At 70.9% G+C, this 24,542-nt stretch carries 26 protein-coding genes; 12 read left to right on the forward strand and 14 right to left on the reverse strand.

Translation table 11 applies throughout. The annotated features are described in order from the left end of the window. Window positions 1–19 precede the first annotated feature (19 nt). The 5 genes from SCNRRL3882_RS27590 to SCNRRL3882_RS27610 are packed head-to-tail and all read right to left on the reverse strand — an operon-like array spanning window position 20 to window position 6,551. On the reverse strand, window positions 20–952 hold the full coding sequence (locus tag SCNRRL3882_RS27590) for a dihydrodipicolinate synthase family protein (protein ID WP_010042112.1): 933 nt from the start codon (window positions 950–952) through the stop codon (window positions 20–22). Further along, complete coding sequence (locus SCNRRL3882_RS27595) at window positions 949–1,977, reverse strand: oligopeptide/dipeptide ABC transporter ATP-binding protein (protein WP_010042115.1); 1,029 nt, start codon at window positions 1,975–1,977, stop codon at window positions 949–951. The genes SCNRRL3882_RS27590 and SCNRRL3882_RS27595 overlap by 4 nt, the downstream gene beginning before the upstream one ends. After that, complete coding sequence (locus SCNRRL3882_RS27600; RefSeq protein ID WP_010042117.1) at window positions 1,974–3,959, reverse strand: dipeptide/oligopeptide/nickel ABC transporter permease/ATP-binding protein; 1,986 nt, start codon at window positions 3,957–3,959, stop codon at window positions 1,974–1,976. The genes SCNRRL3882_RS27595 and SCNRRL3882_RS27600 overlap by 4 nt, the downstream gene beginning before the upstream one ends. Beyond that, complete coding sequence (locus SCNRRL3882_RS27605; RefSeq protein ID WP_010042119.1) at window positions 3,956–4,918, reverse strand: ABC transporter permease; 963 nt, start codon at window positions 4,916–4,918, stop codon at window positions 3,956–3,958. Before SCNRRL3882_RS27605 ends, SCNRRL3882_RS27600 begins: the two co-directional genes overlap by 4 nt. A gap of 4 nt (window positions 4,919–4,922) precedes the next feature. After that, on the reverse strand, window positions 4,923–6,551 hold the full coding sequence (locus SCNRRL3882_RS27610; protein ID WP_010042121.1) for an ABC transporter substrate-binding protein: 1,629 nt from the start codon (window positions 6,549–6,551) through the stop codon (window positions 4,923–4,925). Between the two features lie 249 nt (window positions 6,552–6,800). Between SCNRRL3882_RS27610 and SCNRRL3882_RS27615 the strand changes: the two genes are divergently transcribed. Both SCNRRL3882_RS27615 and SCNRRL3882_RS27620 read left to right on the forward strand, forming a co-directional pair. Next, complete coding sequence (locus SCNRRL3882_RS27615) at window positions 6,801–7,505, forward strand: FadR/GntR family transcriptional regulator (protein WP_029181332.1); 705 nt, start codon at window positions 6,801–6,803, stop codon at window positions 7,503–7,505. Window positions 7,506–7,538: 33 nt separating this feature from the next. Continuing rightward, window positions 7,539–7,985: a hypothetical protein gene (locus SCNRRL3882_RS27620; RefSeq protein ID WP_029181333.1), complete on the forward strand. Its 447-nt coding sequence runs from the start codon at window positions 7,539–7,541 to the stop codon at window positions 7,983–7,985. An 8-nt stretch (window positions 7,986–7,993) separates the two neighbouring features. On the opposite strand, the gene SCNRRL3882_RS27625 is transcribed toward SCNRRL3882_RS27620, so the two are convergent. Next, the gene (locus SCNRRL3882_RS27625; protein WP_010042127.1) at window positions 7,994–8,434 is read right to left on the reverse strand and encodes a GNAT family N-acetyltransferase; all 441 of its coding nucleotides are present in this window, start codon (window positions 8,432–8,434) and stop codon (window positions 7,994–7,996) included. Window positions 8,435–8,630: 196 nt separating this feature from the next. Between SCNRRL3882_RS27625 and SCNRRL3882_RS41925 the strand changes: the two genes are divergently transcribed. From SCNRRL3882_RS41925 to SCNRRL3882_RS27645, 4 genes are read left to right on the forward strand one after another with little or no spacing between them, the layout of a single operon-like run. Next, on the forward strand, window positions 8,631–8,837 hold the full coding sequence (locus SCNRRL3882_RS41925) for a hypothetical protein (protein ID WP_078602875.1): 207 nt from the start codon (window positions 8,631–8,633) through the stop codon (window positions 8,835–8,837). After that, window positions 8,834–9,049 carry a hypothetical protein gene (locus SCNRRL3882_RS27635; protein WP_020273158.1) on the forward strand — a complete coding sequence of 72 codons (216 nt, stop codon included), beginning with the start codon at window positions 8,834–8,836 and terminating at the stop codon, window positions 9,047–9,049. Before SCNRRL3882_RS41925 ends, SCNRRL3882_RS27635 begins: the two co-directional genes overlap by 4 nt. 26 nt (window positions 9,050–9,075) lie before the next feature. Then, the gene (recO, locus tag SCNRRL3882_RS27640) at window positions 9,076–9,822 is read left to right on the forward strand and encodes a DNA repair protein RecO (protein ID WP_010042130.1); all 747 of its coding nucleotides are present in this window, start codon (window positions 9,076–9,078) and stop codon (window positions 9,820–9,822) included. A 34-nt stretch (window positions 9,823–9,856) separates the two neighbouring features. Continuing rightward, entirely contained in the window at window positions 9,857–10,690 is an 834-nt protein-coding gene (locus tag SCNRRL3882_RS27645) for an isoprenyl transferase (RefSeq protein WP_010042132.1), read from the forward strand. Window positions 10,691–10,814: 124 nt separating this feature from the next. Here the strand turns inward: SCNRRL3882_RS27645 and SCNRRL3882_RS27650 are convergent, their stop codons facing one another. Genes SCNRRL3882_RS27650 through SCNRRL3882_RS27665 form a run of 4 tightly spaced genes read right to left on the reverse strand, consistent with a single transcriptional unit; the run spans window position 10,815 to window position 13,957 of the window. Then, window positions 10,815–11,234: a Fur family transcriptional regulator gene (locus SCNRRL3882_RS27650; protein ID WP_010042133.1), complete on the reverse strand. Its 420-nt coding sequence runs from the start codon at window positions 11,232–11,234 to the stop codon at window positions 10,815–10,817. A 58-nt stretch (window positions 11,235–11,292) separates the two neighbouring features. Beyond that, window positions 11,293–12,195 carry a metal ABC transporter permease gene (locus SCNRRL3882_RS27655; protein WP_010042134.1) on the reverse strand — a complete coding sequence of 301 codons (903 nt, stop codon included), beginning with the start codon at window positions 12,193–12,195 and terminating at the stop codon, window positions 11,293–11,295. After that, window positions 12,195–12,962, reverse strand: coding sequence for a metal ABC transporter ATP-binding protein (locus SCNRRL3882_RS27660; protein WP_010042136.1), 768 nt, complete (start codon window positions 12,960–12,962; stop codon window positions 12,195–12,197). Before SCNRRL3882_RS27660 ends, SCNRRL3882_RS27655 begins: the two co-directional genes overlap by 1 nt. 20 nt (window positions 12,963–12,982) lie before the next feature. Next, a complete protein-coding gene (locus SCNRRL3882_RS27665) occupies window positions 12,983–13,957 on the reverse strand; it encodes a metal ABC transporter substrate-binding protein (protein ID WP_010042138.1) in 975 nt (324 codons plus the stop codon). Window positions 13,958–14,139: 182 nt separating this feature from the next. Between SCNRRL3882_RS27665 and SCNRRL3882_RS27670 the strand changes: the two genes are divergently transcribed. The 4 genes from SCNRRL3882_RS27670 to SCNRRL3882_RS27685 all read left to right on the forward strand — a co-directional run bounded on the left by SCNRRL3882_RS27670 (window position 14,140) and on the right by SCNRRL3882_RS27685 (window position 17,973). Then, window positions 14,140–15,522 (forward strand): glycine--tRNA ligase, encoded by a 1,383-nt coding sequence (locus tag SCNRRL3882_RS27670; RefSeq protein ID WP_010042140.1) that lies wholly within the window; start codon window positions 14,140–14,142, stop codon window positions 15,520–15,522. 139 nt (window positions 15,523–15,661) lie between these two features. Further along, on the forward strand, window positions 15,662–16,273 hold the full coding sequence (locus SCNRRL3882_RS27675; RefSeq protein WP_010042142.1) for a LysE family translocator: 612 nt from the start codon (window positions 15,662–15,664) through the stop codon (window positions 16,271–16,273). A gap of 79 nt (window positions 16,274–16,352) precedes the next feature. Beyond that, entirely contained in the window at window positions 16,353–17,357 is a 1,005-nt protein-coding gene (locus tag SCNRRL3882_RS27680) for an aldo/keto reductase (RefSeq protein WP_040903456.1), read from the forward strand. 25 nt (window positions 17,358–17,382) lie between these two features. Further along, complete coding sequence (locus SCNRRL3882_RS27685; protein ID WP_010042146.1) at window positions 17,383–17,973, forward strand: TetR family transcriptional regulator; 591 nt, start codon at window positions 17,383–17,385, stop codon at window positions 17,971–17,973. 58 nt (window positions 17,974–18,031) lie between these two features. Here the strand turns inward: SCNRRL3882_RS27685 and SCNRRL3882_RS27690 are convergent, their stop codons facing one another. Continuing rightward, a complete protein-coding gene (locus tag SCNRRL3882_RS27690) occupies window positions 18,032–18,715 on the reverse strand; it encodes a YczE/YyaS/YitT family protein (protein WP_010042148.1) in 684 nt (227 codons plus the stop codon). Window positions 18,716–19,340: 625 nt separating this feature from the next. Here SCNRRL3882_RS27690 and SCNRRL3882_RS27695 point away from each other — a divergent pair. Then, window positions 19,341–20,207 (forward strand): GNAT family N-acetyltransferase, encoded by an 867-nt coding sequence (locus SCNRRL3882_RS27695; RefSeq protein ID WP_010042150.1) that lies wholly within the window; start codon window positions 19,341–19,343, stop codon window positions 20,205–20,207. A gap of 31 nt (window positions 20,208–20,238) precedes the next feature. Here the strand turns inward: SCNRRL3882_RS27695 and SCNRRL3882_RS27700 are convergent, their stop codons facing one another. Together SCNRRL3882_RS27700 and SCNRRL3882_RS27705 are read right to left on the reverse strand one after the other, a co-directional pair. Further along, entirely contained in the window at window positions 20,239–20,445 is a 207-nt protein-coding gene (locus SCNRRL3882_RS27700; protein WP_010042152.1) for a hypothetical protein, read from the reverse strand. Between the two features lie 116 nt (window positions 20,446–20,561). After that, window positions 20,562–21,995, reverse strand: a complete 1,434-nt coding sequence (locus tag SCNRRL3882_RS27705; RefSeq protein WP_010042154.1) for an MFS transporter — start codon at window positions 21,993–21,995, stop codon at window positions 20,562–20,564. A 101-nt stretch (window positions 21,996–22,096) separates the two neighbouring features. Between SCNRRL3882_RS27705 and SCNRRL3882_RS27710 the strand changes: the two genes are divergently transcribed. Continuing rightward, window positions 22,097–23,038, forward strand: coding sequence for a helix-turn-helix domain-containing protein (locus SCNRRL3882_RS27710; protein WP_010042155.1), 942 nt, complete (start codon window positions 22,097–22,099; stop codon window positions 23,036–23,038). Here SCNRRL3882_RS27710 and SCNRRL3882_RS27715 read toward each other — a convergent pair. Continuing rightward, complete coding sequence (locus SCNRRL3882_RS27715; RefSeq protein WP_010042156.1) at window positions 23,035–24,486, reverse strand: MFS transporter; 1,452 nt, start codon at window positions 24,484–24,486, stop codon at window positions 23,035–23,037. The two genes, SCNRRL3882_RS27710 and SCNRRL3882_RS27715, sit on opposite strands and share 4 nt — an antisense overlap. Window positions 24,487–24,542: the final 56 nt, after the last annotated feature.

Here is a 24,542-nt window from a genome sequence, read left to right on the forward strand (position 1 = left end):
ACCGTCCGGCCGCGGAGTTCTAGAGCAGCCCTGCCGCCGTCAGGTAGGTGCCGACCCGCTCCACCTCGTCCTGCGACAACGGCACCTGCGGCTCCGCCGTGACCGGGCAGTCGATCACGCCCCGCAGGTGCAGCGCGGCCTTGAAGGCGCCGATCGCCGAGGATCCGGGGCCCATGCGGGCCGGGTCGCCGACGGTGACCAGGCCGAACAGGGCGCACAGCCGCTCCTGTTCGGCACGGGCCTGCGCCCACTCCCCGGCGCGGCACAGGCGGTCCAGGCGGGCGTAGCCGTGCGGGTCGACGTTGCCGAGTCCGGGCACGGTGCCGTCCGCGCCGACCGCGAGCGCCGCGTCGACGATCAGCTCGGAGCCGGTCAGCACGCTGAAGCCGGTGATGCCCTGGTGGGACCGGGCGCCGGTCACGACCTGGCGGAAGGCGGCCAGGTCGCCGCTGGAGTCCTTGAGCGCCGCCAGGACACCGTCGGCGGCCAGCTCCAGGACCACGTCCGCGGGCAGCTTCGTGTGGACGGCGACGGGGATGTCGTAGGCGACCACCGGGACCGGGCTCGCGGCGGCGACCGCGCGGTAGTGGCGGGCGATCTCCGCCGGGTGGGTGCGGGCGTAGAACGGGGCGGTGACGACGACCGCGTCCGCGCCCGCCGCCGTCACCGCCGCGACATGGTCCAGGACCCGGGCCGTCGTCATGTCGATCGCCCCGGCCAGCACCGGGAGCTGTCCGCCCACGTGCGCCGCGACCGACTCGACCACCCGCCTGCGCTGCGCGTCCGTCAGATACGCCGCCTCCGAGGTCGAGCCGAGCACGAACAGGCCGTGCACTCCGCCGGACACCAGATGGTCGACCAGCCGGAGCAGCGAGGGGACGTCCACCTCGCGGTCCGGTGTCAGGGGTGTGCATACGGGCGGGATGACACCGGTCAGCGGGGTGATCGTCATGGGGCCTCCATCGCGTCGCTGCGGCGGACGAGGTCGCGGGTCGACTCGTCCTCCCGGACAGGATGGTGGCAGCGGAAGCGGTGCGCGGGCGCCGACGCGACCGAGAAGCCCGGCATCTCCTGTGCGCACGTCCCGTCCGCCTTCCAGCAGCGGGTGCGGAACGGGCAGCCGCTCGGCGGGCGCGTCGCCGACGGGACCGGGCCGGCCAGCGGGATCGGGTCGATCGGGTCGAGCAGGCCGGGCGTGGCGGAGAACAGGGCGCGGGTGTACGGGTGCCGGGCCCGGTCGGTGACCAGGGCGGCCGGGGACTCCTCGACGATCCGGCCCAGGTACATGGTGATCACGCGGTCGCTCATCCGCCGGACCGTCTGGATGTCGTGCGAGACGAACACCAGGGCCAGGCCCAGGCGTTCCTTCAGGTCCAGCAGCAGATTGAGGATCTGGGCGCGGACCGACACGTCCAGGGCGCTCGTCGGCTCGTCCGCCACGACCAGGTCCGGGTCCAGTGCCAGCGCCCGGGCGATCGCGACGCGCTGCCGCTGCCCGCCCGACAACTGGCCCGGCAGGGCGTCGGCGAGGGCCCGGGGGAGGCCGACCAGGGACATCAACTCCCGGACCCTCGCGTCGCGTTCGCTCTTCGTGCCCCGGTCGTGCACGTCCAGCGGGTCCCGCAGGATCTGCCGTACGGTCAGGCGGCGGTTCAGGGCCGTCGACGGGTCCTGGAAGATCATGCCGGTGCTGCTGCCGACGGCGCGGCGGCGTTCGGCGGGCGGCATCGTCCACAGGTCGCGGCCCCGGAACGACACCGTCCCGCGGGTCGGCCGTTCCACGCCCACCAGCACCTTCGCCAGCGTCGACTTCCCGCAGCCCGACTCGCCCACCACACCGACGGTCTCGCCGGGCGCGATCGCCAGGTCGGCGCCGGTCAGGGCGTACACTCGGTCGCGGGTGAACAGGCCGCCGCTGCGGGCCTTGTGCACGACGTGCGCGTCGGAGAGCTCCACCAGAGCGGGCCGCGCGGTCATGACACCGCCTCGGTCCCGGTGGTCGCCGGCTCTATGGCCGGGTGGTGGCAGGCCGCCGTGTGGGCCGCGGTGCCGGCCAGGACCGGTGCCGTCGTACGGCAGATCTCGCTCGCGCGCGGGCACCGGTCGGCGAACCGGCACCCGGCCGGGAAGTCGGCCGGAGACGGCACGACCCCCTTGATCTGCGTCATCCGCTCCTGCGCCGTCTCCAGCGACAGCACGCTGCCGAGCAGGCCGCGCGTGTAGTGGTGGGCCGGCGCCTCCACCAGGTCGGCGGTCACGCCCGTCTCCACGATCTGCCCGCCGTACATCACCACCACCCGGTCGGTGACGTCCGCGACCAGCGCCAGGTCGTGCGAGACCAGGATCAGCGCGAAGCCCAGCTCCTCGCGCAGCCGCAGCAGCAGCTCTATGACCTGGGCCTGCACGGTCACGTCGAGGGCCGTCGTCGGCTCGTCGGCGACGATCAGCTTCGGGTCGCGGGACAGGGCCATGGCGATCAGGACGCGCTGGCGCTGCCCGCCGGACAGTTCGTGCGGGTAGCTGCGCAGGGTCCGCTCGGGGTCGAGGCCGACCATCGTCAGCAGCTCGGCGGGACTGCGCCGCCCGCCCCGCCGGACGACCTGCTTCAGCTGCGCGCGGATCGTCATGGCCGGGTTCAGCGACGACAGCGCGTCCTGGTAGACCATCGCCATCTCGTGGCCCAGGAGCCTGCGGCGTACGCGCATCGGCTCGGCGAGCAGGTCCCGCCCGCCGAACCGGACCCGGCCGCCGACGCGCGCCCCCTTCGGCTGGAGGCCCATGATCGCCAGCGCGGTCAGCGACTTGCCGCAGCCCGACTCGCCGACCAGGCCCAGGACCTCACCGGGATGCACCTCGAAGCTGATGCCGTCCACGATGTCCACGCCGCCGTGCCGCTGGTCGAAGCCGATGGCGAGGTTCTCCACCGCGAGCACCGGCTGCCCGTCCCGGGGCAGCCGACGGGCCCGGGCCCGCAGCCGCCGGGCCGCTTCCGTCAGGCCGGGCAGTTGCAGGACCTCGCCGCTGCCGGGCTCCGGCGCCTCCACCGGGTCGTCGCCGGGTGCGTCGACCTCCCGCGCCGAGGGGGCCGCCCACGCGTCGGACACGCCCTCGGACAGGATGTTCAGCGACAGCACCGTGACCAGCATCAGCAGCCCGGGGAACACCGTCGCCCACCAGCCGCCGGTCAGCACCATGTTCTTGCCGTCCGCGATGACACTGCCCCAGGACGGGTCCGGCGGCCGAACGCCCGCTCCGATGAAGGACAGCGACGCCTCGAAGACGATCGCCTCGGCGACCTGCACCGTGCAGAACACCAGCACGGGCGCGGCGCAGTTGATCGCCACGTGCTTCAGCACGATGTGCGGTGTCCGGGCGCCGATCACGCGTTCCGCCGTGACGTAGTCCTCGCCGTACTGGTCGAGGACGTTCGCCCGGACGACGCGGGCCACCGGCGGCGTGAACAGGAAGGCGATCGCGCAGATCAGCACCGTGATGCCACCGCCGAACACCGCGACCAGCACGGCGGCGAGCGCGATGCCCGGGAATGCCATGACGACGTCCAGGCAGCGCATCAGCGTCTCGTCGACCGCCTTGCGCGAGGTGGCCGCGACCGCCCCGAGCAGCGCTCCGGCCACCAGGGCCAGGCCGGTGGCGCCGAGCCCGATCGCGAGCGACCAGCGCGCCCCGTACATCAGCCGGCTGAGGATGTCCCGGCCGAGGCTGTCCTGGCCCATCCAGTGCCCGGCGGAGGGATGCCCGGTGCCGTCGACGGGCGGCTGCTGGTCGAGCGGGTCGTGCGGGGCGAGCAGCGGGGCGAGCAGCGCCAGCAGGACGACGACCGCCAGGAAGCAGACGGCGGCCTTCGACAGCAACGGCAGCCGACGCCACCCGCGCAGCCGCACGCCGGGCCGGGAGAGCGCCTCGGTGAGGCTCTTGCGGGTCAGCAGGGGGGTCATCATGCGGTCGCATCCCTCAGTCGCGGGTTGACCAGCAGGTAGAGGACGTCGATGACGAGGTTCACGACGACGAACCCGGCCGCCGTGGTCAGGACGACGCCCTGAACGACGGCCGGATCGCCGTTCTTCACGGCGTCGATCATCAGCTTGCCCATGCCGGGCAGCGAGAAGATCGTCTCGATGACGACCGCGCCGCCCAGCAGGTAGCCGACGCGCAGTCCGAGCACCGTGAGGGGGTTGATGAGCGCGTTCCGCAGCACGTTCCGCCCGACCACCACGCGCGGTGGCAGCCCGCTGCCGATCGCCGTCCGTACGTAGTCCTTGTCCAGCTCCTCCACCACGGCCGTCCGCACGATCCGGGTCAGTTGCGCCGCCACCGGGAGGGAGAGGGCGAGGGCGGGGAGCGTCATGGTCTTCAGCCAGCCGGTGAAGGAGTCGGCCGGGTTGACGTAGCCGCCGGTCGGGAACCAGCCCAGGTCGACCGCCAGGTACTGGATCATCAGCAGCGCCAGCCAGAAGCCGGGCGCCGCGACACCGGTCAGCGACACGACCCGGATGATCTGGTCGGGCAGCCGGTCCCGGTAGATCGCCGCGGTCACCCCGCCCACGAGGGACAGCACGACCGCGACGCCCAGACCCAGGAAGGTGAGCTGGAGGGTGAGCGGCAGCGCGGTGGTGACCTGGTCGACGACCGGTGCCCGGGTCAGCGCGCTGGTGCCCATGTCGCCGTGCAGCAGGTCGGCGACGAAGTCGGCGTAGCGCACGGGCAGTGGGTCGAGCAGGCCGTGTTCCTCGCGGAAGTCGTGCAGTTGCCGCGGCGTCGGGTTGGCGCCCTGGAAGAACGCGGACGCCGGGTCGACGTCCGAGAACCGCATCACCAGGAACACGAACAGCACGATGCCGAGCATCAGCGGCACGAGCAGGGCGACACGGCGCAGCAGGATCCGCAGGACGGCCGTCATACCGCTAGGCCCACTTGGCCTGGAGGAGGTTGATGCCCGGGTAGGGCTGTGCCCTTATGCCGCTGAGCCGCTTCGGGTCCCAGGCCGTCATCAGCTCGTTGTGGACGACCGGGTAGAGCACGGCCTGTTCGGCGACGACGTCGATGTAGTCCTGGACCATCGCCTTCTTCTTCTCCGGGTCCGGCTCCCGGGTGGCCCGGTCCATGTCCCTGAAGAGCGCCTTGGCGACGGGGTCGCCCGCCCACCGCGTGTACTGCATCCACAGGTTCTCGGGCCCGTAGTTGTAGTGCATGATCAGGTCGGCGTCGAGGCCGAACTGGTTGGGGTTCGAGGCGGCGGCGACGACCTGGTAGTCCTGCTTCTGGTCCATCTTCGTGAACACGGCCGTGGTCTCCTGCGGGGACAGGGTCGTCTTCACGCCGATCGCGTCCCAGGACGCCTTGATGGTGGGCAGGCAGTCGACGATCCAGCTGACGTTCACCGCGAGGATGTCGATGCTCAGGTCCCTGACCCCGGCCTCCTTCAGCAGTGCCTTCGCCTTGTCGGGGTCGTGGTCGTAGACGGTCCTGGCCCGGCGGTAGGACGGGTTGCTCTCGTCGAGGAAGGAACTCGACGGCTTGCCGTGGCCCTTGAGCGCCACCTCCACCATCTTCTCGGTGTCGATGGCGTAGTGCAGGGCCTGACGCACGCGCACGTCGTCGAAGGGCTTGTGCCGGGTGTTGAACATCAGGAACAGGTTGTTCATCCCGGCCCCGCCGGCGACCGTCAGCCCGCCGCTCTCCAACTGCGCGATGTTGGCGTACGGGATGTTGTCCGCGATCTGCGCGCCCGCGCTCGACCCCGAGATCTTCGCGACGCGGGGTGCCGCGTCCACGATCGTCAGCCAGTTCATCTTCCGGAAGGCCGGCTTGCGCGGGCCGTTGTAGTCGTCGAACGCCTCGAAGGTGGTGTTCGACTTCGGGTGGTGCGCGGTCTGCCGGTAGGGCCCCGAGCCGATCGCCTTGCCCTTGATGGCGTCGTCCCAGGCGCCCGGCTGCGAGAACACGTGTCTGGGCATGATCTTGGCGAGGGTCAGCCGCGAAAGCCCGTCCGGGAAGGGGAACTTGAGCACCAGCTCCACCTTCCGCGCGTCGATCTTCCGGACCTCCTTCAGCCAGCTCGCGAAGAAGCCCTTGGCGAGGGTCTGGGTGTCCGGGTCGAGGATCCGTTCGAAGACGAAGACCACGTCGTCGGCGGTCACGGGCTTGCCGTCGTGGAACTTCGCCCCGGCCCGCAGCGTGAACGTCCAGGACGTGCTGCCCGGGTCCTTCGGCACCTCGGTCGCCAGGGCCGGGTACGGCTCGCGGGAGATCGGGTCGGTGTCGAGCAGGCCCTCGTAGATGTGGTTGTTGGCGGCCATGCAGAACGCCGACGCGGTCTGGGTGGGATCCCAGCTGCCGTCGTTGCCGTAGCCGATCACGGCGGTGAGGGTCCGGTCCCGGCCGCCGCCCCCGCCGGTGTCGTTCGTGGACTCCGGCCCGGACGAACAGGCCGACAGCGACGCGGAGACGGCGGCGGCCGCGCCCAGCGCGCCGGTGTACTTCAGGAACTGCCGGCGGTGCGGCGCCGGCACGTCGTGGGTCACGTCGCGCACGGGGTCCTCCAGCGAGAGGTCTGGAAAGGAGACAAGGGAGCGAGCAGCGGAGATACGACGTCCTACGTCCTGCGGTCAGCGCGACGATAGGAGGGGCCGTGGGGGCGGTCAAGGGATCGCACACGAATGGCGTATCTGCCACAGGTCGGACCAATGGCACTGGGAAACGCCGTGAGTTGATGACCTGTCAGGGCCGGTCCGGACCGGGTACCGCCAGAGGTGGGACGTGGGACGTCCGGGGCGCGTACGATGCGGCGCATGTCCGAGGAGCCCAGGACCAGCCGGATACAACGCCAGGTCGTGCAGCTCATCCTCGACCGCAGACTCACCGCCGGTGCGCCGCTGCCCACCGAGGCCGAACTCATGGAGGACCTCGGCGTCAGCCGCAACTCCGTCCGCGAGGCCCTCAAGGCCCTCCAGGCCCTCGACATCGTCGAGATCAGACACGGCTACGGCACCTACGTCGGCCAGGCCTCCCTCACCCCCCTCGTCGACGGCCTGACCTTCCGCACCCTGGCCCGGCACGACGACGACCCCGGCGCCCTCGCCGAGATCCTCCAGGTCCGCGAGGTACTGGAAGAGGGCCTGATCCGCCGGGTCGCGGCGACGGTCACCGAGGCGGAACTGGACCGGCTGGAGGGCGTGGTGACCCGCATGGAGCGCGCGGGCGGCACGGGCCGCTCCTTCCCGGAACTCGACCGCGAGTTCCACGAGATCTTGTACGCCTCCCTCGGCAACGCCCAGCTCCTCGGCGCCTTCTGGACGGTCTTCCGGCGGGTCTCCGGCGCCCGCGGCTGGACCGCCGACCCGTCCCCCGAGATCACGGTCCGCCGCCACCGCGACATCGTCACCGCCCTGCGCGCCCGCGACGTCGAGGGCGCGCAGCGGGCCATGGCGGTGCACTTCCGGGGGATCGAGGCACGGGCGGCACAGGAGTCACGAGGGGTGGGCTGATTCCGCTCCCCGGGGGAGCGGGCACGGAGCATGATGAGGGGCGTGACCCAGCTGTGGAGTGAGAGCGGCGCCGGCGTCCTGAGACTGCCTTCCGGCCGGTTGGTGCGGGGACGAGGTCTCCGGCACCCCATGGACCCCGGCGCGCAGCTTCCCTCCTACGGCGTCTACCTGCTCGGCCGGCAGCCGCCCGGGGTTCCCTGGGAGGCGTGTTGGATCCGCTGGCCCGACTTCCGCCTCCCGTCGGATCGGGCAGCCGCCCGCGAGGTGCTGGCCGAAGCCTGGGAGCGGGCCGCCGGGGAGCGCGTGGAGATCGCCTGCGGCGGAGGACGTGGCCGCACGGGCACGGCTCTGGCCTGCCTCGCGGTCCTGGACGGCGTACCCGGCGAGGAGGCGGTGGCGTACGTGCGCCGGCACTACGACAGGCATGCCGTGGAAACGCCCTGGCAGCGGCGGTTCGTACGCCGGTTCGGTAGGGGATGAGCCCCTCCTCAAACGCTGTTCGGGCGCCTCACCATGAAGATGTCGACCGGATCCTGGGATTCGATCGTGAAGCCGTGGCGTTCGTAGAGGCGGCGGGCCGGGCTGCCCTGGAGGACGTTCAGGCGGACCAGGGCGTTGTCCGCGTCGGTCCGGGTCAGCAGGGTGTGGAGGACCGCCGCTCCGAGCCCTCGGCCCTGGAGGGCCGGGGCGAGATAGAAGTGCTCCAGCCAGTGGCCGTTCTCGTCGGTCTCGGACGGGCGCAGGGCGACGCTGCCCGCGAAGGAGCCGTCGGCCTCGATGATCGAGGTGTGCCGGGCGGAGAAGCCGTCCCGCAGGCGCTGCCTGACCCGGTGTGCGTCGTAGCGGCCCAGGCGCTCCAGATCCGGGCGCATCACCACCGCCCGCAGCTCCGCTATCGGCTCGACATCGGCCGGCTCGGCCGGGCGCATGGTCCAAGACTGTTCCATGGAGGGGGATCGTAGGCGCGAAATCGTCCGCACACCGCTTATCGGCAATCAGCTTTTCGCATTGCCGAACCCCTTTGTGCTGCCCCGCAGTTGTAGGGCACAGACCCCTCCCGAGTGTAGGCGCGGAGCGTCACCGCGGAGATGCGAAGAGTGAAACTCCGAAAGGAGGGGGAGCACGGTGGAGGCACGACACTCGGCGCTCTGCGCCGAAGAAGCGGAGGATGCGGTGAAAGAATTGCGGGCAGAACTCGCCAAGGCCGGAATTATCCTGCCGTCACTGGGGCTCGACCCGGTGAGTCTTGCGCGGGAAGCACCCTGTCCGCTCATGGAATCCGGCGGGTGTTCCGTTCGGACCGCCCGGCGGCTCGCGGCGGTGCCGCGATGAAGCCCCCGGTCGGCGCGTACGTCGTGGACACCCGCAGCGGCCGCATCGGCATCGTCATGGGGCATGAGGGGCCCTACGTGCAGCTGAGGCCGTACGGGGGCGGGAAGGAGTGGGACGCCGATCCCGCTGCCGTCCGGCACGCCACCCCGGCCGAGCGGCTGCGCGCGGCGACGGCGTACGCCAACGCCCGCAGCAGGGGCGAGGTCCCTTGACCTCATGACCCTGCGAGAATGGCGCCATGAGTCTGTTCCGCGACGACGGCATCGTGCTGCGCACCCAGAAGCTGGGTGAGGCGGACCGGATCATCACGCTGCTCACCCGCGGTCACGGACGGGTACGGGCGGTGGCCAGGGGCGTGCGCCGGACGAAGTCGAAGTTCGGTGCGCGCCTCGAACCCTTCTCCCACGTCGACGTGCAGTTCTTCGCCAAGGGAAGCGAGCTGGTCGGGCGCGGGCTGCCGCTGTGCACGCAGAGCGAGACCATCGCCCCGTACGGGGGCGGGATCGTCAGCGACTACGCGCGGTACACCGCCGGGACCGCGATGCTCGAGACCGCCGAGCGGTTCACCGACCACGAGGGGGAGCCGGCCGTGCAGCAGTACCTGCTGCTCGTCGGCGGGCTGCGGACCCTCGCCCGCGGGGAGCACGCGCCGCACCTCGTGCTGGACGCGTTCCTGCTCCGGTCCCTCGCCGTCAACGGCTACGCCCCGAGCTTCACCGACTGCGCGAAGTGCGGTATGCCCGGGCCCAACAGGTTCTTCTCGGTCGCCTCGGGCGGTTCCGTCTGCGCGGACTGCCGGGTGCCCGGCAGCGTCGTACCCTCGCCCCAGGCCCTGGAACTCCTCGGCGCGCTGCTTACGGGAGACTGGGAGACCGCGGACGCCTGCGAGGCGCGGTACGTCCGGGAGGGCAGCGGGCTGGTGTCCGCGTATCTGCACTGGCACATGGAGCGCGGGCTGCGCTCCCTGCGCTACGTCGAGAAGTAAGCGAAGCAAGCGAGCACGAGGAGACGAGAAACACATGGCCGTACGCGGGATCCTGGGGCGGCAGCGCCGGGAGTACAGGACGCCGGAGCCGCACCCGTCCGGCGCGCGGCCGCCGAAGCTCCCCGGGGAGCTCGTACCGCAGCATGTGGCGATCGTCATGGACGGCAACGGGCGGTGGGCGAAGGAGCGGGGCCTGCCGCGCACCGAGGGGCACAAGGTCGGCGCCGAGCGGGTGGTCGACGTGCTCCAGGGCGCCATCGAGATGGGCGTGGGCGCCATCTCCCTGTACGCCTTCTCCACCGAGAACTGGAAGCGTTCGCCGGACGAGGTGCGCTTCCTGATGAACTTCAACCGGGACTTCATCCGCAAGTCCCGCGACCAGCTGGACGAGCTGGGTGTGCGGGTGCGCTGGGTGGGGCGGATGCCCAAGCTGTGGCGGTCCGTGGCCAAGGAGCTCCAGATCGCCCAGGAGCAGACCAAGGGGAACGACCGGCTCACGCTGTACTTCTGCATGAACTACGGCGGGCGCGCCGAGATCGCCGACGCCGCCCAGGCGCTCGCGGCCGATGTGAAGGCCGGGAAGCTCGATCCGTCGAAGGTCAACGAGAAGACCTTCGCGAAGTACATGTACTACCCGGACATGCCGGACGTGGACCTGTTCCTGCGTCCGAGCGGTGAACAGCGCACCTCCAACTACCTGATCTGGCAGAGCGCGTACGCCGAGATGGTCTTCCAGGACGTGCTGTGGCCGGACTTCGACCGCCGGGACCTGTGGCGGGCCTGCCTGGAGTACGCCTCGCGGGACCGCCGCTTCGGCGGGGCCATCCCGAACGAGGAACTGCTGGCCATGGAGGGCAAGCAGCAGTAGGTCTCACGGCCGTTCCGAGATCTGGCGGTCGCGCAGTTCCCTCAGGGGCGCGGGGAACTGCGCGACCGGCCGCTACCGACCCGCACCCCGATGGCCGGGCCTCACCTTCACGGCGAACAACGGCTCAACCGCCGGAGGACTTCGCGCAGTCGGCGCACGTGCCGAAGATCTCCACCGTGTGGGCCACGTTCACGAAGCCGTGCTCGGTGGCGATGGCCTCCGCCCACTTCTCCACGGCCGGGCCCTCGACCTCGACGGCCTTGCCGCAGCCGCGGCACACCAGGTGGTGGTGATGGTCGTCGGTGGAGCAGCGCCGGTAGACGGACTCGCCGTCGGCGGTGCGCAGGACGTCGACCTCGCCGGCGTCGGCGAGGGACTGGAGGGTGCGGTAGACCGTGGTGAGCCCGACCGAGTCGCCCTTGTGCTTGAGCATGTCGTGCAGTTCCTGCGCGCTGCGGAACTCGTCGACCTCGTCCAGGGCCGCCGCCACGGCGGCACGCTGCCTGGTGGCGCGGCCCTTCACGGACGGTCCAGCGGTCGTCACCGTTGCCTCCTCACGTCTGCCTTGCCCGGGCCATTGTGCCAGCCCGGGGCGGGGGCGGTCAGACGCCGACTTCGTCGGCTGTCTCCCGGGTGCCCGGAATCGTGCACTCGGCAGGGTCGTGGGCGGGATCCGCGGCGGTCCGGGCACGGGCGCGGCGGCGGGCCAGCGGAGCCGCGAGCGCCGTCAGCACGACGAAGGCGCCGATGGTCAGCAGCACGATCGTCGCGCCGGGCGGCACGTCCTGGTAGTACGAGGTGACGGTCCCGCCGATCGTCACGCTCACGCCGATGGCGACGGCGATCACGAAGGTCGCGGCGAAGCTGCGGCCGATCTGCTGGGCGGCCGCGACGGGCACCACCATCAGCGCGCTGACCAGCAGCAGGCCGACCACGCGCATAGCCACCGTCACCGTGACGGCCGCGGTGATCGCCGTCAGCAGGTTCAGGGCGCGCACCGGCAGGCCCGTCACCCGGGCGAACTCCTCGTCCTGGCTGACCGCGAACAGCTGCCGGCGCAGGCCGAGGGTGACCAGGACGACGAAGGCGGCCAGCACGCAGATCGCCGTGACGTCCGACTCGGACACCGTAGACAGGGAGCCGAACAGGTACGACGTCAGGTTGGCGTTGGAGCCCGTCGGCGCGAGGTTGATGAACATCACACCGCCGGCCATGCCGCCGTAGAACAGCATCGCGAGGGCGATGTCGCCTCGGGTCCTGCCGTACCAGCGGATCAGCTCCATGAGGACCGCGCCGAGGACGGAGACGAGGGTCGCCATCCACACCGGGGACCAGGTCAGCAGGAAGCCCAGGCCGACGCCGGTCATCGCCACGTGCCCGATGCCGTCGCCCATCAGGGCCTGGCGGCGCTGGACCAGGTAGATCCCCACCGCGGGGGCCGTGATGCCGACCAGGACGGCGGCGAGCAGCGCCCGCTGCATGAAGGCGTAGTCGAGGAAGTCCATCAGCTCAGCAGTCCCGTGCGGATCGGTTCGGCGCCCGCGGGTGCGTGCGGGTGTACGTGGTCGTGGCCGGGGAGGGCGTGCTGCCCGACCGCCTTCGGGGGCGGGCCGTCGTGCACGACACAGCCGTCGCGGAGTACGACCGCCCGGTCGATGAGGGGCTCCAGGGGGCCCAGTTCGTGCAGCACGAGCAGCACGGTCGTGCCCTGCGAGACCTGCTCGCGCAGCGTGTGCGCCAGCACCTCCTGGCTGGCCAGGTCCACACCGGCCATCGGCTCGTCCATGATCAGCAGTTCCGGCTCGGAGGCCAGGGCACGGGCTATCAGGACGCGCTGGTGCTGGCCGCCGGACAGGGCGTTGACCGAGTCCTTGGCCCGGTCGGCCATGCCGACGAGCTCCAGCGCCTGCCGCACGGCCGTGTGGTCCGCCTTGCGCAGCACGCCGAAGCGGGCCCGGGACAGCCGGCCGGAGGAGACCACCTCGGTCACCGTGGCGGGCACGCCGCCCGCGGCCGTGGTGCGCTGCGGGACGTAGCCCACGCGGTGCCAGTCCCGGAACCGCCTACGGTCCGTGCCGAACAGCTGGATCTCACCGGCGCCGGTCTGCACCTGGCCGATGATGCTGCGCACGGCCGTGGACTTGCCGGAGCCGTTCGCGCCGAGCAGCGCGACGACCTCGCCGTGGTGCACGGTGAGGTCGATGCCGCGCAGGACGGGGCGCGAGCCCAGGTCCGCGCGGACGCCGCGCAGGGATATGACGGGCTCGGTCATGCCGTCCTCCGATGGGTCGATCACTTGGCTCCCAGAGCCGTCTGCAGGGCCTTGAGGTTGGCTTCCATGACCTGGAAGTAGTCGTCGCCGCGGGACTTGTCCGTGATGCCCTCGAGCGGGTCGAGGACGTCCGTCTTCAGGTTGGCGTCCCGGGCCAGGGTCTTCGCGGTCTTGTCGGAGACCAGTGTCTCGTAGAAGACGGTGGTGACGCCGTCGGCCTTGGCCTCCTGCTGGAGCTCCTTGACCCGGGCGGCGCTGGGCTCGCTCTCGGGGTCGAGGCCGGAGATGGCCTCCTGGGTGAGGCCGTAGCGCTCGGCGAGGTAGCCGAAGGCGGCGTGGTTGGTGAAGAAGACCTTGGTCCTGCTGTTCTTCAGGCCGTTCTCGAAGTCGCCGTTGAGCCCGTTCAGCTTCTCGACCAGGGCCGCGGTGTTCTTCCTGTAGTCGGCCGCGTGGTCCGGGTCGGCCTTCTCGAACGCCTTGCCGACGCCCTCGGCGACCTCGGCGTACTTCACCGGGTCCAGCCAGACGTGCGGGTCGCGGGCGTGCTCCTCCTCCTCGGCGTGGCCTTCCTCCTCGGCGTGCCCCTTCTCGCCCTCGTGGCTGTGCTCGGTGTTGCCGTGGTCCTCGAGGGTCGTCAGGGTGGCCGCGTCGATCTTCGTCTTGATGCCGGTCTGCGAGACCGCCTCGTCGACGGCGGGCTGGAGGCCCTTGAGGTAGAGCGCAGCGTCGGCCTCTTCGAGCTGGGCCCGCTGCTTGGTGCTGATCTCCAGGTCGTGCGGCTCCTGGCCGGGTTCGGTCAGGCTGGTGACGTTCGCGTGGTCGCCGCCGATCTGCTCGGCGAGGAACGCCATCGGGTAGAACGACGCGACGACGTCGAACTTGTCGGTGTTGCCCGTCGCCGCGCTGTCGCTGGAGCAGGCGGAGAGGGCACCGAGGCCGAGAGCGGTGGCCGCGGTGACCGCGGTGGCGGGTATGAGGCGTCGTCGTACGTTCATGACACTCATTTTCAACAAATATGGAAACCGTTGTCAACAAACCGGCTGAGCGGGTTCCGGGAGGGGGCCTGGCGGTCGCGGAGGGGGAGCGATTTGATTGAGGGGGCGCCCCCGCCGGTAACCTGAAGCATTCGCTGGAAGCAACTCGCTTCGTCGCCCGTCGTCGTAATGAAGAGAGCACCGTGGCCGCCGACAAGATCGACACCATCGTCAGCCTGAGCAAGCGCCGTGGCTTCGTATTCCCCTGTAGTGAGATCTACGGCGGTCAGCGCGCCGCTTGGGACTACGGCCCCCTGGGTGTCGAGCTCAAGGAGAACCTCAAGCGCCAGTGGTGGCGCTACATGGTGACGTCGCGCGAGGACGTCGTGGGCATCGACTCGTCCGTGATCCTGGCCCCCGAGGTCTGGGTCGCCTCCGGCCACGTCGCCACCTTCACGGACCCGCTGACCGAGTGCACCTCCTGCCACAAGCGGTTCCGCGCGGACCACCTGGAGGAGGCGTACGAGGAGAAGAAGGGCCGCGCCCCCGAGAACGGCCTCGCCGACATCAACTGCCCCAACTGCGGCAACAAGGGCCAGTTCACCGAGCCCAAGCAGTTCTCGGGCCTGCTGTCCACGCACCTCGGCCCGACCCAGGACTCCGGCTCCATCGCCTACCTGCGGCCCGAGACCGCGCAGGGCATCTTCACCAACTTCTCCCAGGTGCAGACCACCTCCCGCCGCAAGCCGCCGTTCGGCATCGCCCAGATGGGCAAGTCGTTCCGCAACGAGATCACGCCGGGCAACTTCATCTTCCGCACCCGCGAGTTCGAGCAGATGGAGATGGAGTTCTTCGTCAAGCCGGGCGAGGACGAGAAGTGGCAGGAGTACTGGATGGAGCAGCGCTGGAACTGGTACACCGGTCTCGGCCTGCGTGAAGAGAACATGCGGTGGTACGAGCACCCGAAGGAGAAGCTCTCCCACTACTCCAAGCGCACCGCCGACATCGAGTACCGCTTCCAGTTCGGCGGCAGCGAGTGGGGCGAGCTGGAGGGCGTCGCCAACCGCACCGACTTCGACCTCGGCGCCCACTCCAAGGCCTCCGGCCAGGACCTCACCTACTTCGACCAGGAGGCCGGTGAGCGCTGGACCCCGTACGTCATCGAGCCCGCGGCCGGTGTCGGCCGCGCGATGCTGGCGTTCCTCCTCGACGCCTACGTCGAGGACGAGGCGCCCAACGCCAAGGGCAAGATGGAGAAGCGCACCGTGCTGCGCCTCGACCCGCGCCTGGCGCCGGTGAAGGTCGCGGTGCTGCCGCTGTCCCGGAACCCGGAGCTGTCCCCGAAGGCCAAGGGCCTCGCCCAGGCGCTGCGCCAGAACTGGAACATCGAGTTCGACGACGCCGGCGCGATCGGCCGCCGCTACCGCCGCCAGGACGAGATCGGCACGCCGTTCTGCGTGACCGTCGACTTCGACACGCTGGAGGACAACGCGGTCACCGTCCGCGAGCGTGACTCGATGAAGCAGGAGCGTGTCTCCCTCGACCAGATCGAGGGCTACCTGGCGGCCCGCCTGGTCGGCTGCTGATCGCCCCTGGGCCCACGACGGTGCCGGGTTCCTCTGCGGAGGGGCCCGGCACCGCCGCGTTTCAGTGGCGGGATTGGTCCTCCAGCGCCGCTGCCGATTGGCCCTGTTCCCGGGACCGGCGCGGCGCCAGGGTGAGCCCATGAGCATCGCGTTTCTGCTGACCACTCTCGTCGTCGTCGCCACGCCGGGCACCGGAGTCGTCTACACCCTCGCCGCCGCGCTCTCCCGGGGCCGGCGCGCGAGTGTCGTCGCGGCCGTCGGGTGCACGCTCGGGATCGTGCCGCATCTGCTGGCCACGGTCACCGGGGTCGCCGCCCTGCTGCACGCCGGCGCGACCGCCTTCCAGGTGCTGAAGTACGCCGGGGTCGCCTACCTCCTGTACATGGCGTGGGCGACGGTGCGGGACAAGGACGCGCTCGTGGTGGAGGAGCGGTCGGCGCCGGTGTCCGCGCGGCGGGTGATCGTGCGGGGTGTGCTGATCAACATCCTCAACCCGAAGCTGACGATCTTCTTCTTCGCGTTCCTGCCGCAGTTCGTGAGTCCCGGGGAGCCGCACGCGGTGGCGCGGATGGTGGGGCTCGGCGGGGTGTTCATGCTGACGACCTTCGCCGTGTTCGCCGCGTACGGGGTGCTGGCCGCGTCGGTGCGCAGCCATGTGGTCGGGCGGCCCCGGGTGATGGCGTGGCTGCGGCGCGGCTTCGCCGGGTCGTTCCTGGCGCTGGGGGCGAAGCTGGCGTTCACGGCGCGGTAGCCGAGAGTTCGGAGCAGGGGTGACAAGTATCGAATGACAGATATTGAATTCTGTCAGCTGTCATGGCACAGTGGACGGCATGACGATGCGAACCCGAACCCTCGGAACCACCGGCCCCCAGGTCTCCGCCCTCGGTCTCGGCTGCATGGGCATGTCCGCGCTGTACGGCGAGGCGGACCGGGCCGAGTCCATCGCGACCCTCCACGCGGCGCTCGAAGCGGGCGTCACCCTGCTGGACACCGGCGACTTCTACGGCATGGGCCACAACGAGATGCTGATCGGCGAGGCCCTGCGCGCGGCCCCGGCCACCCGGCGTGAACAGGCCCTGGTCAGCGTGAAGTTCGGCGCCCTGCGCGACCCGGACGGCGGCTGGTCCGGCTACGACGGCCGGCCCGCCGCCGTGAAGAACTTCGCCGCCTACTCCCTCCAGCGGCTCGGCGTCGACCACATCGACGTCTACCGCATCGCCCGCCTCGACCCCGACGTGCCGATCGAGGAGACGGTCGGCGCGATCGCGGAACTGGTCGAGAAGGGCTACGTGCGGCACATCGGCCTCAGCGAGGTCGGCGCCGAGACGATCCGGCGGGCCGCCGCCACCGCGCCGATCTCCGACCTCCAGATCGAGTACTCCCTCATCTCACGCGGCATCGAGGACGAGATCCTCCCCACCACGCGCGAGCTGGGCATCGGCATCACGGCGTACGGCGTGCTCTCCCGGGGCCTGATCTCCGGCCACTTCACCGCCGACCGGCAGCTCGGCACGGGCGACTTCCGGGCGATGTCCCCGCGCTTCCAGGGGGACAACCTCCGGCACAACCTGAACCTCGTCGAGGCGCTGCGGAAGATCGCCGAGCAGAAGGGCGTCAGCGTCGCGCAGATCGCCATCGCCTGGGTGCTCTCGCGCGGTGAGGACGTGGTGCCCCTGGTCGGCGCCCGACGCCGCGACCGGCTCGGCGAGGCCCTGGGAGCGCTGGACGTCACGCTGGACGCGGCCGACCTGGCCGCGATCGAGGAGGCCGTGCCCGCCGGCGCCGCCGCCGGTGACCGCTACCCGGCGGCCCAGATGGCGCACCTCGAGAGCTGAACCGCGCTGCGGGTACGGTCTGGGCATGGCACCGACCAGCGAGACCCTGACCGCCGAGCGCATCCTGGAGGCGACCGAGGAGGTGCTGCGCCGCCACGGCCCGGCCAAGGCCACCGTGGTGGACGTGGCCCGCGCGCTCGGCGTCAGCCACGGCAGCGTCTACCGTCACTTCCGCACCAAGGCGGCGCTGCGCGAGGCCGTCACCAAGCGCTGGCTGGACCGCACCTCCGTGGAGCTGTCCGGGATCGTCGCCGCGGACCGCGACCCGGAGGCCCGGTTGCGGGACTGGCTCACCACGCTGTTCGCCGCGAAGCGCCGCAAGGCGGGCGACGATCCGGAGCTGTTCGCCACGTACACGGTCCTCACCGGCGAGAACGGCACGGTGGTCGGCGAGCACATCGCCGACCTGACCGCTCAGCTGACCCGGATCGTCGAGGCGGGCGTGCAGTCCGGCACCTTCGCCGCCACGACCGACCCCGGGGCGACCGCCCGCGCCCTCTTCCACGCCACGGGCCGCTTCCACGACCCGTGCTACGCCCGGGAGTGGGAAGAACCCGGCATCGAGGCGGACTTCACGGCGGTCATGGACCTCGTGGTCCGGGGGCTGCGGCCCTAGGGCGCGCCCCTTCGGCCGGCGCCGGGTCCAGGGGAGGACGCACCTCGGTGCTCACCTGTCAGGTCAGCGCGGGCGCCACGGCGAATCCGCGGTCGGGGATGGCCAGATAGCGCCGGTTGAACCGGACGAACGGCTCGATGAGCAGGTCGACGAAGACCAGGAACGCCACCGTGCCGATGCCGACCGGGCCGCCCAGCAGCCACCCGGACACCAGAAGGGCGCCCTCGATCAGGCCCTTCCCGCACCAGAAGGGCCACTTCCACCGCTGCCGTGCGGTGATGGCCACCAGGTCGATCGCGCGGATGCCGAAGCCGCTCATGATGATCAGGGCCGAGGCGTACGCGCAGAACAGTGCCCCGAGCAGCATCAGCGGGTATCCGCCGAGCCCCAGATGTCCGGCGAGTCCTACCCACTGGTGGATGTCGATCAGGGTGCCGCAGAGGAAGAAGGTCAGGAACGGGGAGAGCACCGGGCGCCGTCTGTTCCACACGGCCCATACGCCGATGCAGACGAGCGCCACTGCCGCCTGGCAGACGCCGATCGTCAGGGGCAGGTGTTCGAGGACTCCCAGCGCGAACACGTCGAGGGGGTCGGTCCCCAGATGGGACTGGATGAAGAAGTGGGCACCCACCGAGAAGAGCAGACAGCCGGCCAGGTAGACGAGTGCCGGGTGCCGTACCTTTCCGTTCGGCGGTTCGCCCTGGTGTCCGTCGTTGTGTATGAGGTCGTTCGTACCGGTCATACGGTCCTCCAGGTCGTGAAGAACTCGGCCGTGACGGTGAGGGAGAGCTTGACGGCGCGTCGATGCAGGCGTGCGCGCCGAATGCCATCGCGAAGACCTGGGGCCGCACGTCGGAGGCCGCACCGAGTCCGATGGCCAGTCCGCACGGAAATCCGTTATGGGCAACGCTGCGGACGTACAGGAGGCGGGGGTTCGATATCCCGACGGATCGCCTCAACCGGGCAGATCGGCGATTTATCCTTGCCGTCCATGCATGGTTCAGCGAGCACGAAGGTCAAAATTTCCTCCATGGCAATCGACCTGCTCACGTGCGCCGCACAGACGCCACACAAGAGGGCCCGATGAATAATTCCACGCATTCGACGGGCAATATTGATCGATCCAGCCCGTGGCTGCGCAAAGGTTAGTCGAGCATTCGAGTTGACGTCCAGAAGTCATTCGGTCGGCAATCAGCCAATCCATCATCTGCCACAGGATTGTCTGAAAGGGAACCTCGGCTGGCCCGAAACGGGCCGGAGACCGTCTCTCCCGGCCCCTGGGCGATCGCCGTACCGGGTGCGCCCCGGCCGGGAGGGGCACAGGATGGGACGTGAGGGGGTCGCCGCGCGGGGGCGCTGAGAAGGAGATGGCGATCGTGGATCTCATACTGCGCCCGGGCACCGCGGACGATGCCGCGGAGTGCGGAAGGATCTGCTACGAGGCCTTCGCCGGCATCGCCGAGGAGCACGCTTTCCCACCCGACTTCCCGAGCCCCGACGTGGGGGTCGCGGTGATCGAGGGAGCCCTGACGCATCCGGGCTTCTACAGTGTCGTCGCCGAGCTCGACGGGCGGATCGTGGGCAGCAACTTCCTCGACGAACGCTCGACCGTCGTCGGGGTCGGGCCCATCACCGTCGACCCCGGCGTGCAGAACGCGGGCGTGGGCCGCCGCCTGATGCGGGACGTGATGGAGCGGGCCGACGAACGCGGGGCGCCGGGCATCCGGCTGTTGCAGAGCGGCTACCACAACAGGTCGTTCTCGCTGTACATGAGCCTGGGCTTCGTCCACCGGGCCACGATGGCCTGCGTGCAGGGCCCGCCGATCGGGCGTGAGATGCCCGGCTACACGGTGCGGGAGGCCACGGACGCGGACCTCGGCGCCTGCAACGAGGTGTGCCGGCAGGTCCACGGCGTCGACCGTGGTGGCGAGGTCGCCGACGGGCTCAAACAGGGCACCGCCCGGGTCGTCGAGCGCGCGGGACGCGTCACCGGGTACGCCACCGACCTCGCCTTCTTCGCGCACGCCGTCGGCGAGACGACCCCGGACCTCCAGGCCCTGATCGCCGCCGCCCCGCAGTTCGCCGGCCCGGGCATCCTCGTCCCCACGAGCGACAGCGTGCTGCTGAGGTGGTGCCTGGCCAACGGCCTCAAGATCGTGCAGCTGATGAGCCTGATGACCATCGGCCTGTACAACCAGCCCGACGGGGCGTACCTGCCCTCGATCCTCTACTAGGGGCTCTTCGGTACCGGACCCGTCCGGTCGCTCACGCCGCCGTCGGGTCCACCGTCGCCTGGTGGGCCTCCGCCAGGTGCTCCTCGGCCTTCAGCCAGGGCAGGAACTGGGCGCCTCTGCGCCAGCCGCAGGTGTCGCATCTGATCGTGCGCTGCACGCCGGTGCGCCGCACCCGCACCACGTGCTCGCGGCCGTGCTGGTCCCAGCGGCTGACCTTGCTGGTGTCGATCTGCGCCATGACGCCTCCCGCGTCCAGGAATCCGGCGGATCCGGTCCGCTCGCAGCAAGGAGTGTGCTGCAAGACCAACATCAACAGGGTTTTCCCGGACGCGAGTTATCAGGCCGTGAGACACCTCAAACGATCGTGCGCGGCAGCCGGAGACTCAGCGCGCCGGTCAGCACCACTCCGCCGAGCTGCACCAGCAACGTCGTGACCAGGGCGTCCCGCATGCCCATCCCCGGGACCAGGGACAGGAACAGCGTGCCCAGGGTCGCCACCCCGAGTGCCAGTGCCGACTGCTGAGTGGTGATCATCACTCCGCTGCCGACACCGGCGCGGGCGGCCGGCACCTCGGAGAGGATGACCCGGTAGACGACGGGGAGTTGCAGCGCCTGGCCCGCGCCGGCGACCGCCGCCCCCGGGAGCAGCTCGACGAAGCCGAGGTGCGGCCAGAAGCGCCAGGCGGCCAGTGCCATCAGCGCCAGGCCCAGACCCTGGAGCGCGGCGCCCGCCGTCACCACCCGCGTGCCGTACCGGGCGACCAGCCGCGGGCCCAGCAGCGAGAAGACGAAGAACACCACCGCCAGCGGCGCGAGCGCCAGGCCCGCGGCGACCGGGTCGAGCCCGGCGCCCTGCTGCAGCGCCACGGCGATCACGAACATGAAGCCGCTGAAGCCGATGGAGAAGGGCAGCACCAGCAGCAGTCCGCGGCGCAGGGAGGTGAGCGCGAACAGGCTCGGCGGGACCAGCGGCGTACGGCCCTCGCGGTCGGCCCGCCGCTCGACCACGTAGAACGCCGCCGCCGCGAACGGGAACGCCGCCAGCGACAGCCATGTCCACAGCGGCCAGCCCGCCGCCCGGCCCTCGGTGAGCGGCACCAGCAGCGTCAGGAGCGAGGCCGCCAGGAGGACCGTGCCCGGGACGTCGACCGGCTCCGGCCGCGTGGACCGGGTCTCGGGGACCGCGCGGACGGCCAGGACCAGCCCGGCGAGGACGACCGGCACGTTGACGAGGAACACCGAGCGCCAGCCGGTCCCCGCGATGTCGGCGGCCACCAGGACCCCGCCGAGGATCTGCCCGGCCACCATGGACAGCCCCGCGGTGGCGCCGTACAGGCCCATGGCCTTCGCCCGCCGCGGGCCCGTCGTGGTCGCCTGGATGGTGGCCAGCACCTGCGGCAGCATCGCGGCGGCCGACGCGCCCTGCGCGACCCGGGCCGCGACCAGCGACCAGGCGCCGGGCGCCAGTCCGCACGCCAGCGAGGTCAGCCCGAAGGCCGCCATGCCGACGAGGAACAGCCGCCGCCGGCCGAACAGGTCACCGAGCCGTCCGCCGAGGACCAGCAGCACGGCGTACGACACCCCGTACCCGGCGACGACGAGTTCGAGGACCGACTCGCTCGCGGCGAGGTCGGCGCCGATGGTGGGCAGGGCGACGTTCACGATGAAGAAGTCGATGAGCGGCAGTGCCGCGGCCAGCAGCACTGTGAACAGTCCGAGCCCGCCGAGCACGGGAGCCGGAGCGGCGGGGGAGCGGACGGGACGTGAGGTGAGGGATTCCGTGGTCACGTCATCAGCCTGCGGCGGCGCTCAGGCTGGTACCAGAGTGTTCTTATCCTGGTAGCAGCGCCACCTGGAAACAGGGTCCGGGCAGCGGCAGGCTGAAGGGTATGACGACCATGGCACAGGAGACAGCGGCCCATCCGCCCGAGGCGTCCGGCGACGCGGACGTCCGGCGGCACGAGCTGGCGGCGTTCCTGCGCAGCCGCCGGGAGCGGATCGCCCCCGAGCAGGTCGGCCTGCCCCGCGGCCGCCGGCGCCGTACGCCGGGTCTGCGCCGCGAGGAGGTCGCCCAGCTCTCCGCCGTGGGCGTCACCTGGTACACGTGGCTGGAGCAGGCCCGGGACATCCAGGTCTCCGTGCAGGTCCTCGACGCGCTGGCCCGCGCGCTGCTGCTCGACCCGAGCGAGCGCGCCCACCTCTTCCGGCTGGCCGGGGCCGCCGACCCGACGCCGGCGACCACGTGCCCGTCGGTCACGCCTGCGATGCGGGCGGTGCTGGAGCAGGTCGAGCCGTTCCCGGCGTGCCTCCAGAACAGCCGGTACGACATCCTCGCCCACAACCGCACGTACGGGCTGCTGCTGTGCGACCTGGACGCGGTGCCGCCCGAGGACCGCAACTGCATGGTCCTTTCCTACACGCACGCCGAGTGGCAGTCGTCGATCGTGCACCTGGAGGAGACGCAGCGGCTGATGGCCGCGCGCTTCCGGGCCGCGATGGCCGGTCATCTCGCCGAGCCCGCCTGGACGATGCTCCTGAAGCGACTGCGCACGGAGTCGCCCGCCTTCCGCACGGCCTGGGACCGCCACGAGGTCGTCGCCCACCGCACCAAACGCAAGGAGTTCCGCAACCGCCACGTCGGCCGCATCACCGTCGACCACACGGACTTCTGGCTGACACCGGGGACGGGCCCGCGGATCGTCACCTACGTCCCGGCCGACCAGGACTCGCGAGAGCGCCTGGAGAGGCTGCAAGCCATGGCGCTGAGCAGAGAATCCGACCTTCAGGGGCGCGGGGAACCGCACGACCAGCCACGACTCACCCGCAGCTAGGCACGCTCCGCGGCTGCCACCACATCCCGCACCTCCGCCGCCTCCAGCCTTTCAGCCGTCCGCTCGGCAGTCCCCCGAGCCCAGCGCCCACTGCTCACCGCCCCCAGCACCAGCACCGCGAGACCGCACGCCGCGATGATCCACCAGCCCGGCCGCGCGGCCGGCACGAACACCTCGCGGTACGAGGACGCGCCCACGCCGGAGGCGAGCACCGCGCCCACCACCGCGACGCCGAGCGTCTGGCCGAGCTGGCGGCTCGTGGAGGCGACGGCCGCGGCGACGCCCGCCTGGGCGCGTGGCATGCCGGAGACCGCCGTGTTGGTGATCGGCGCGTTGACGAAACCGAAGCCGATGCCGAACAGGACGTACCCAGCGAAGAGGGTGGTGTCGGAGGTCTCGGCCTCGAACGCGGCGAAGAGCAGGCCGCTGACCGTCATCGCGCAGCCCGCGACCAACAGCGGCAGACGCGGGCCCCGGCTGCCGACCAGGCGGCCGGAGAGCGGGGCGCACAGGAACGTCGGGGCCGCCATCGGCAGCATCCACAGGCCCGCCTCCAGGGCGTTCAGACCGCGGACGTTCTGCAGGTACAGCGTGGACAGGAACAGGAAGCCGCCGAGCGCGGCGAACGCGCTGACCGCGATCACCGTCGCCCCGCTGAACGGCGCCGAGCGGAAGAAGCGCAGGTCGATCAGCGGCTGCGCGCGCCGTGGTTCGTACCACAGCAGGCCGATCAGCGCGGCCAGGGCGACGACGGCCGCCGGGGCGATGGAGGCGAACGGCGTGCTCGGCGCCTCGATGATCGCGTACGTGAGCGTGCCGAACAGCGCGATCACCAGGAGCTGCCCGACCGGGTCCGGGCGGCGGGCCCTCGGTGCGCGGGACTCGGGGACGAAGCGCAGGGTGAGCAGGAGGGCGGCGAGCCCGACGGGCAGGTTGATCCAGAAGATCGAGCGCCAGCCGACCGACTCGACCAGGAGCCCCCCGACCAGCGGGCCGGCGGCCATCGAGATGCCGACGACCGCGCCCCACGCGCCGATCGCGCGGGCCCGCTCGCGCGGGTCGGTGAAGGTGTTGGTGATGATCGACATGGCGACCGGGTTCAGCATCGAGCCGCCCACCGCCTGCACCATCCGGAAGGCGACCAGCGCCTGAAGGTTCGGCGCGAGGGAGCACAGCACCGAGCCGAGGGTGAAGACGATCAGGCCCGCCATGAAGACGCGCTTGCGGCCGATCCGGTCGGCCGTGGAGCCCGCGAGCATCAGCAGCGAGGCCAGGACCAGGGTGTACGCGTCGATGGTCCACTGCAGGCCCGACGTACTCGCGTGCAGGTCCTGCTGCATCGACGGCAGGGCCACGTTCAGGACCGTGTTGTCCAGGCTCACGATCAGCAGGCTCATGCAGCAGATCGCGAGCACCAGCATGCGGCGGCGGGGGCTGAGCTCGGGCATGGGCTCCATCGTACGCCGATTTCGATAGTGTGGCTAACTAATGAATTTTGCCTTTT

Origin of the sequence: Streptomyces chartreusis NRRL 3882, from assembly GCF_900236475.1 — a bacterium.
Lineage (GTDB): Bacteria > Actinomycetota > Actinomycetes > Streptomycetales > Streptomycetaceae > Streptomyces > Streptomyces chartreusis_D.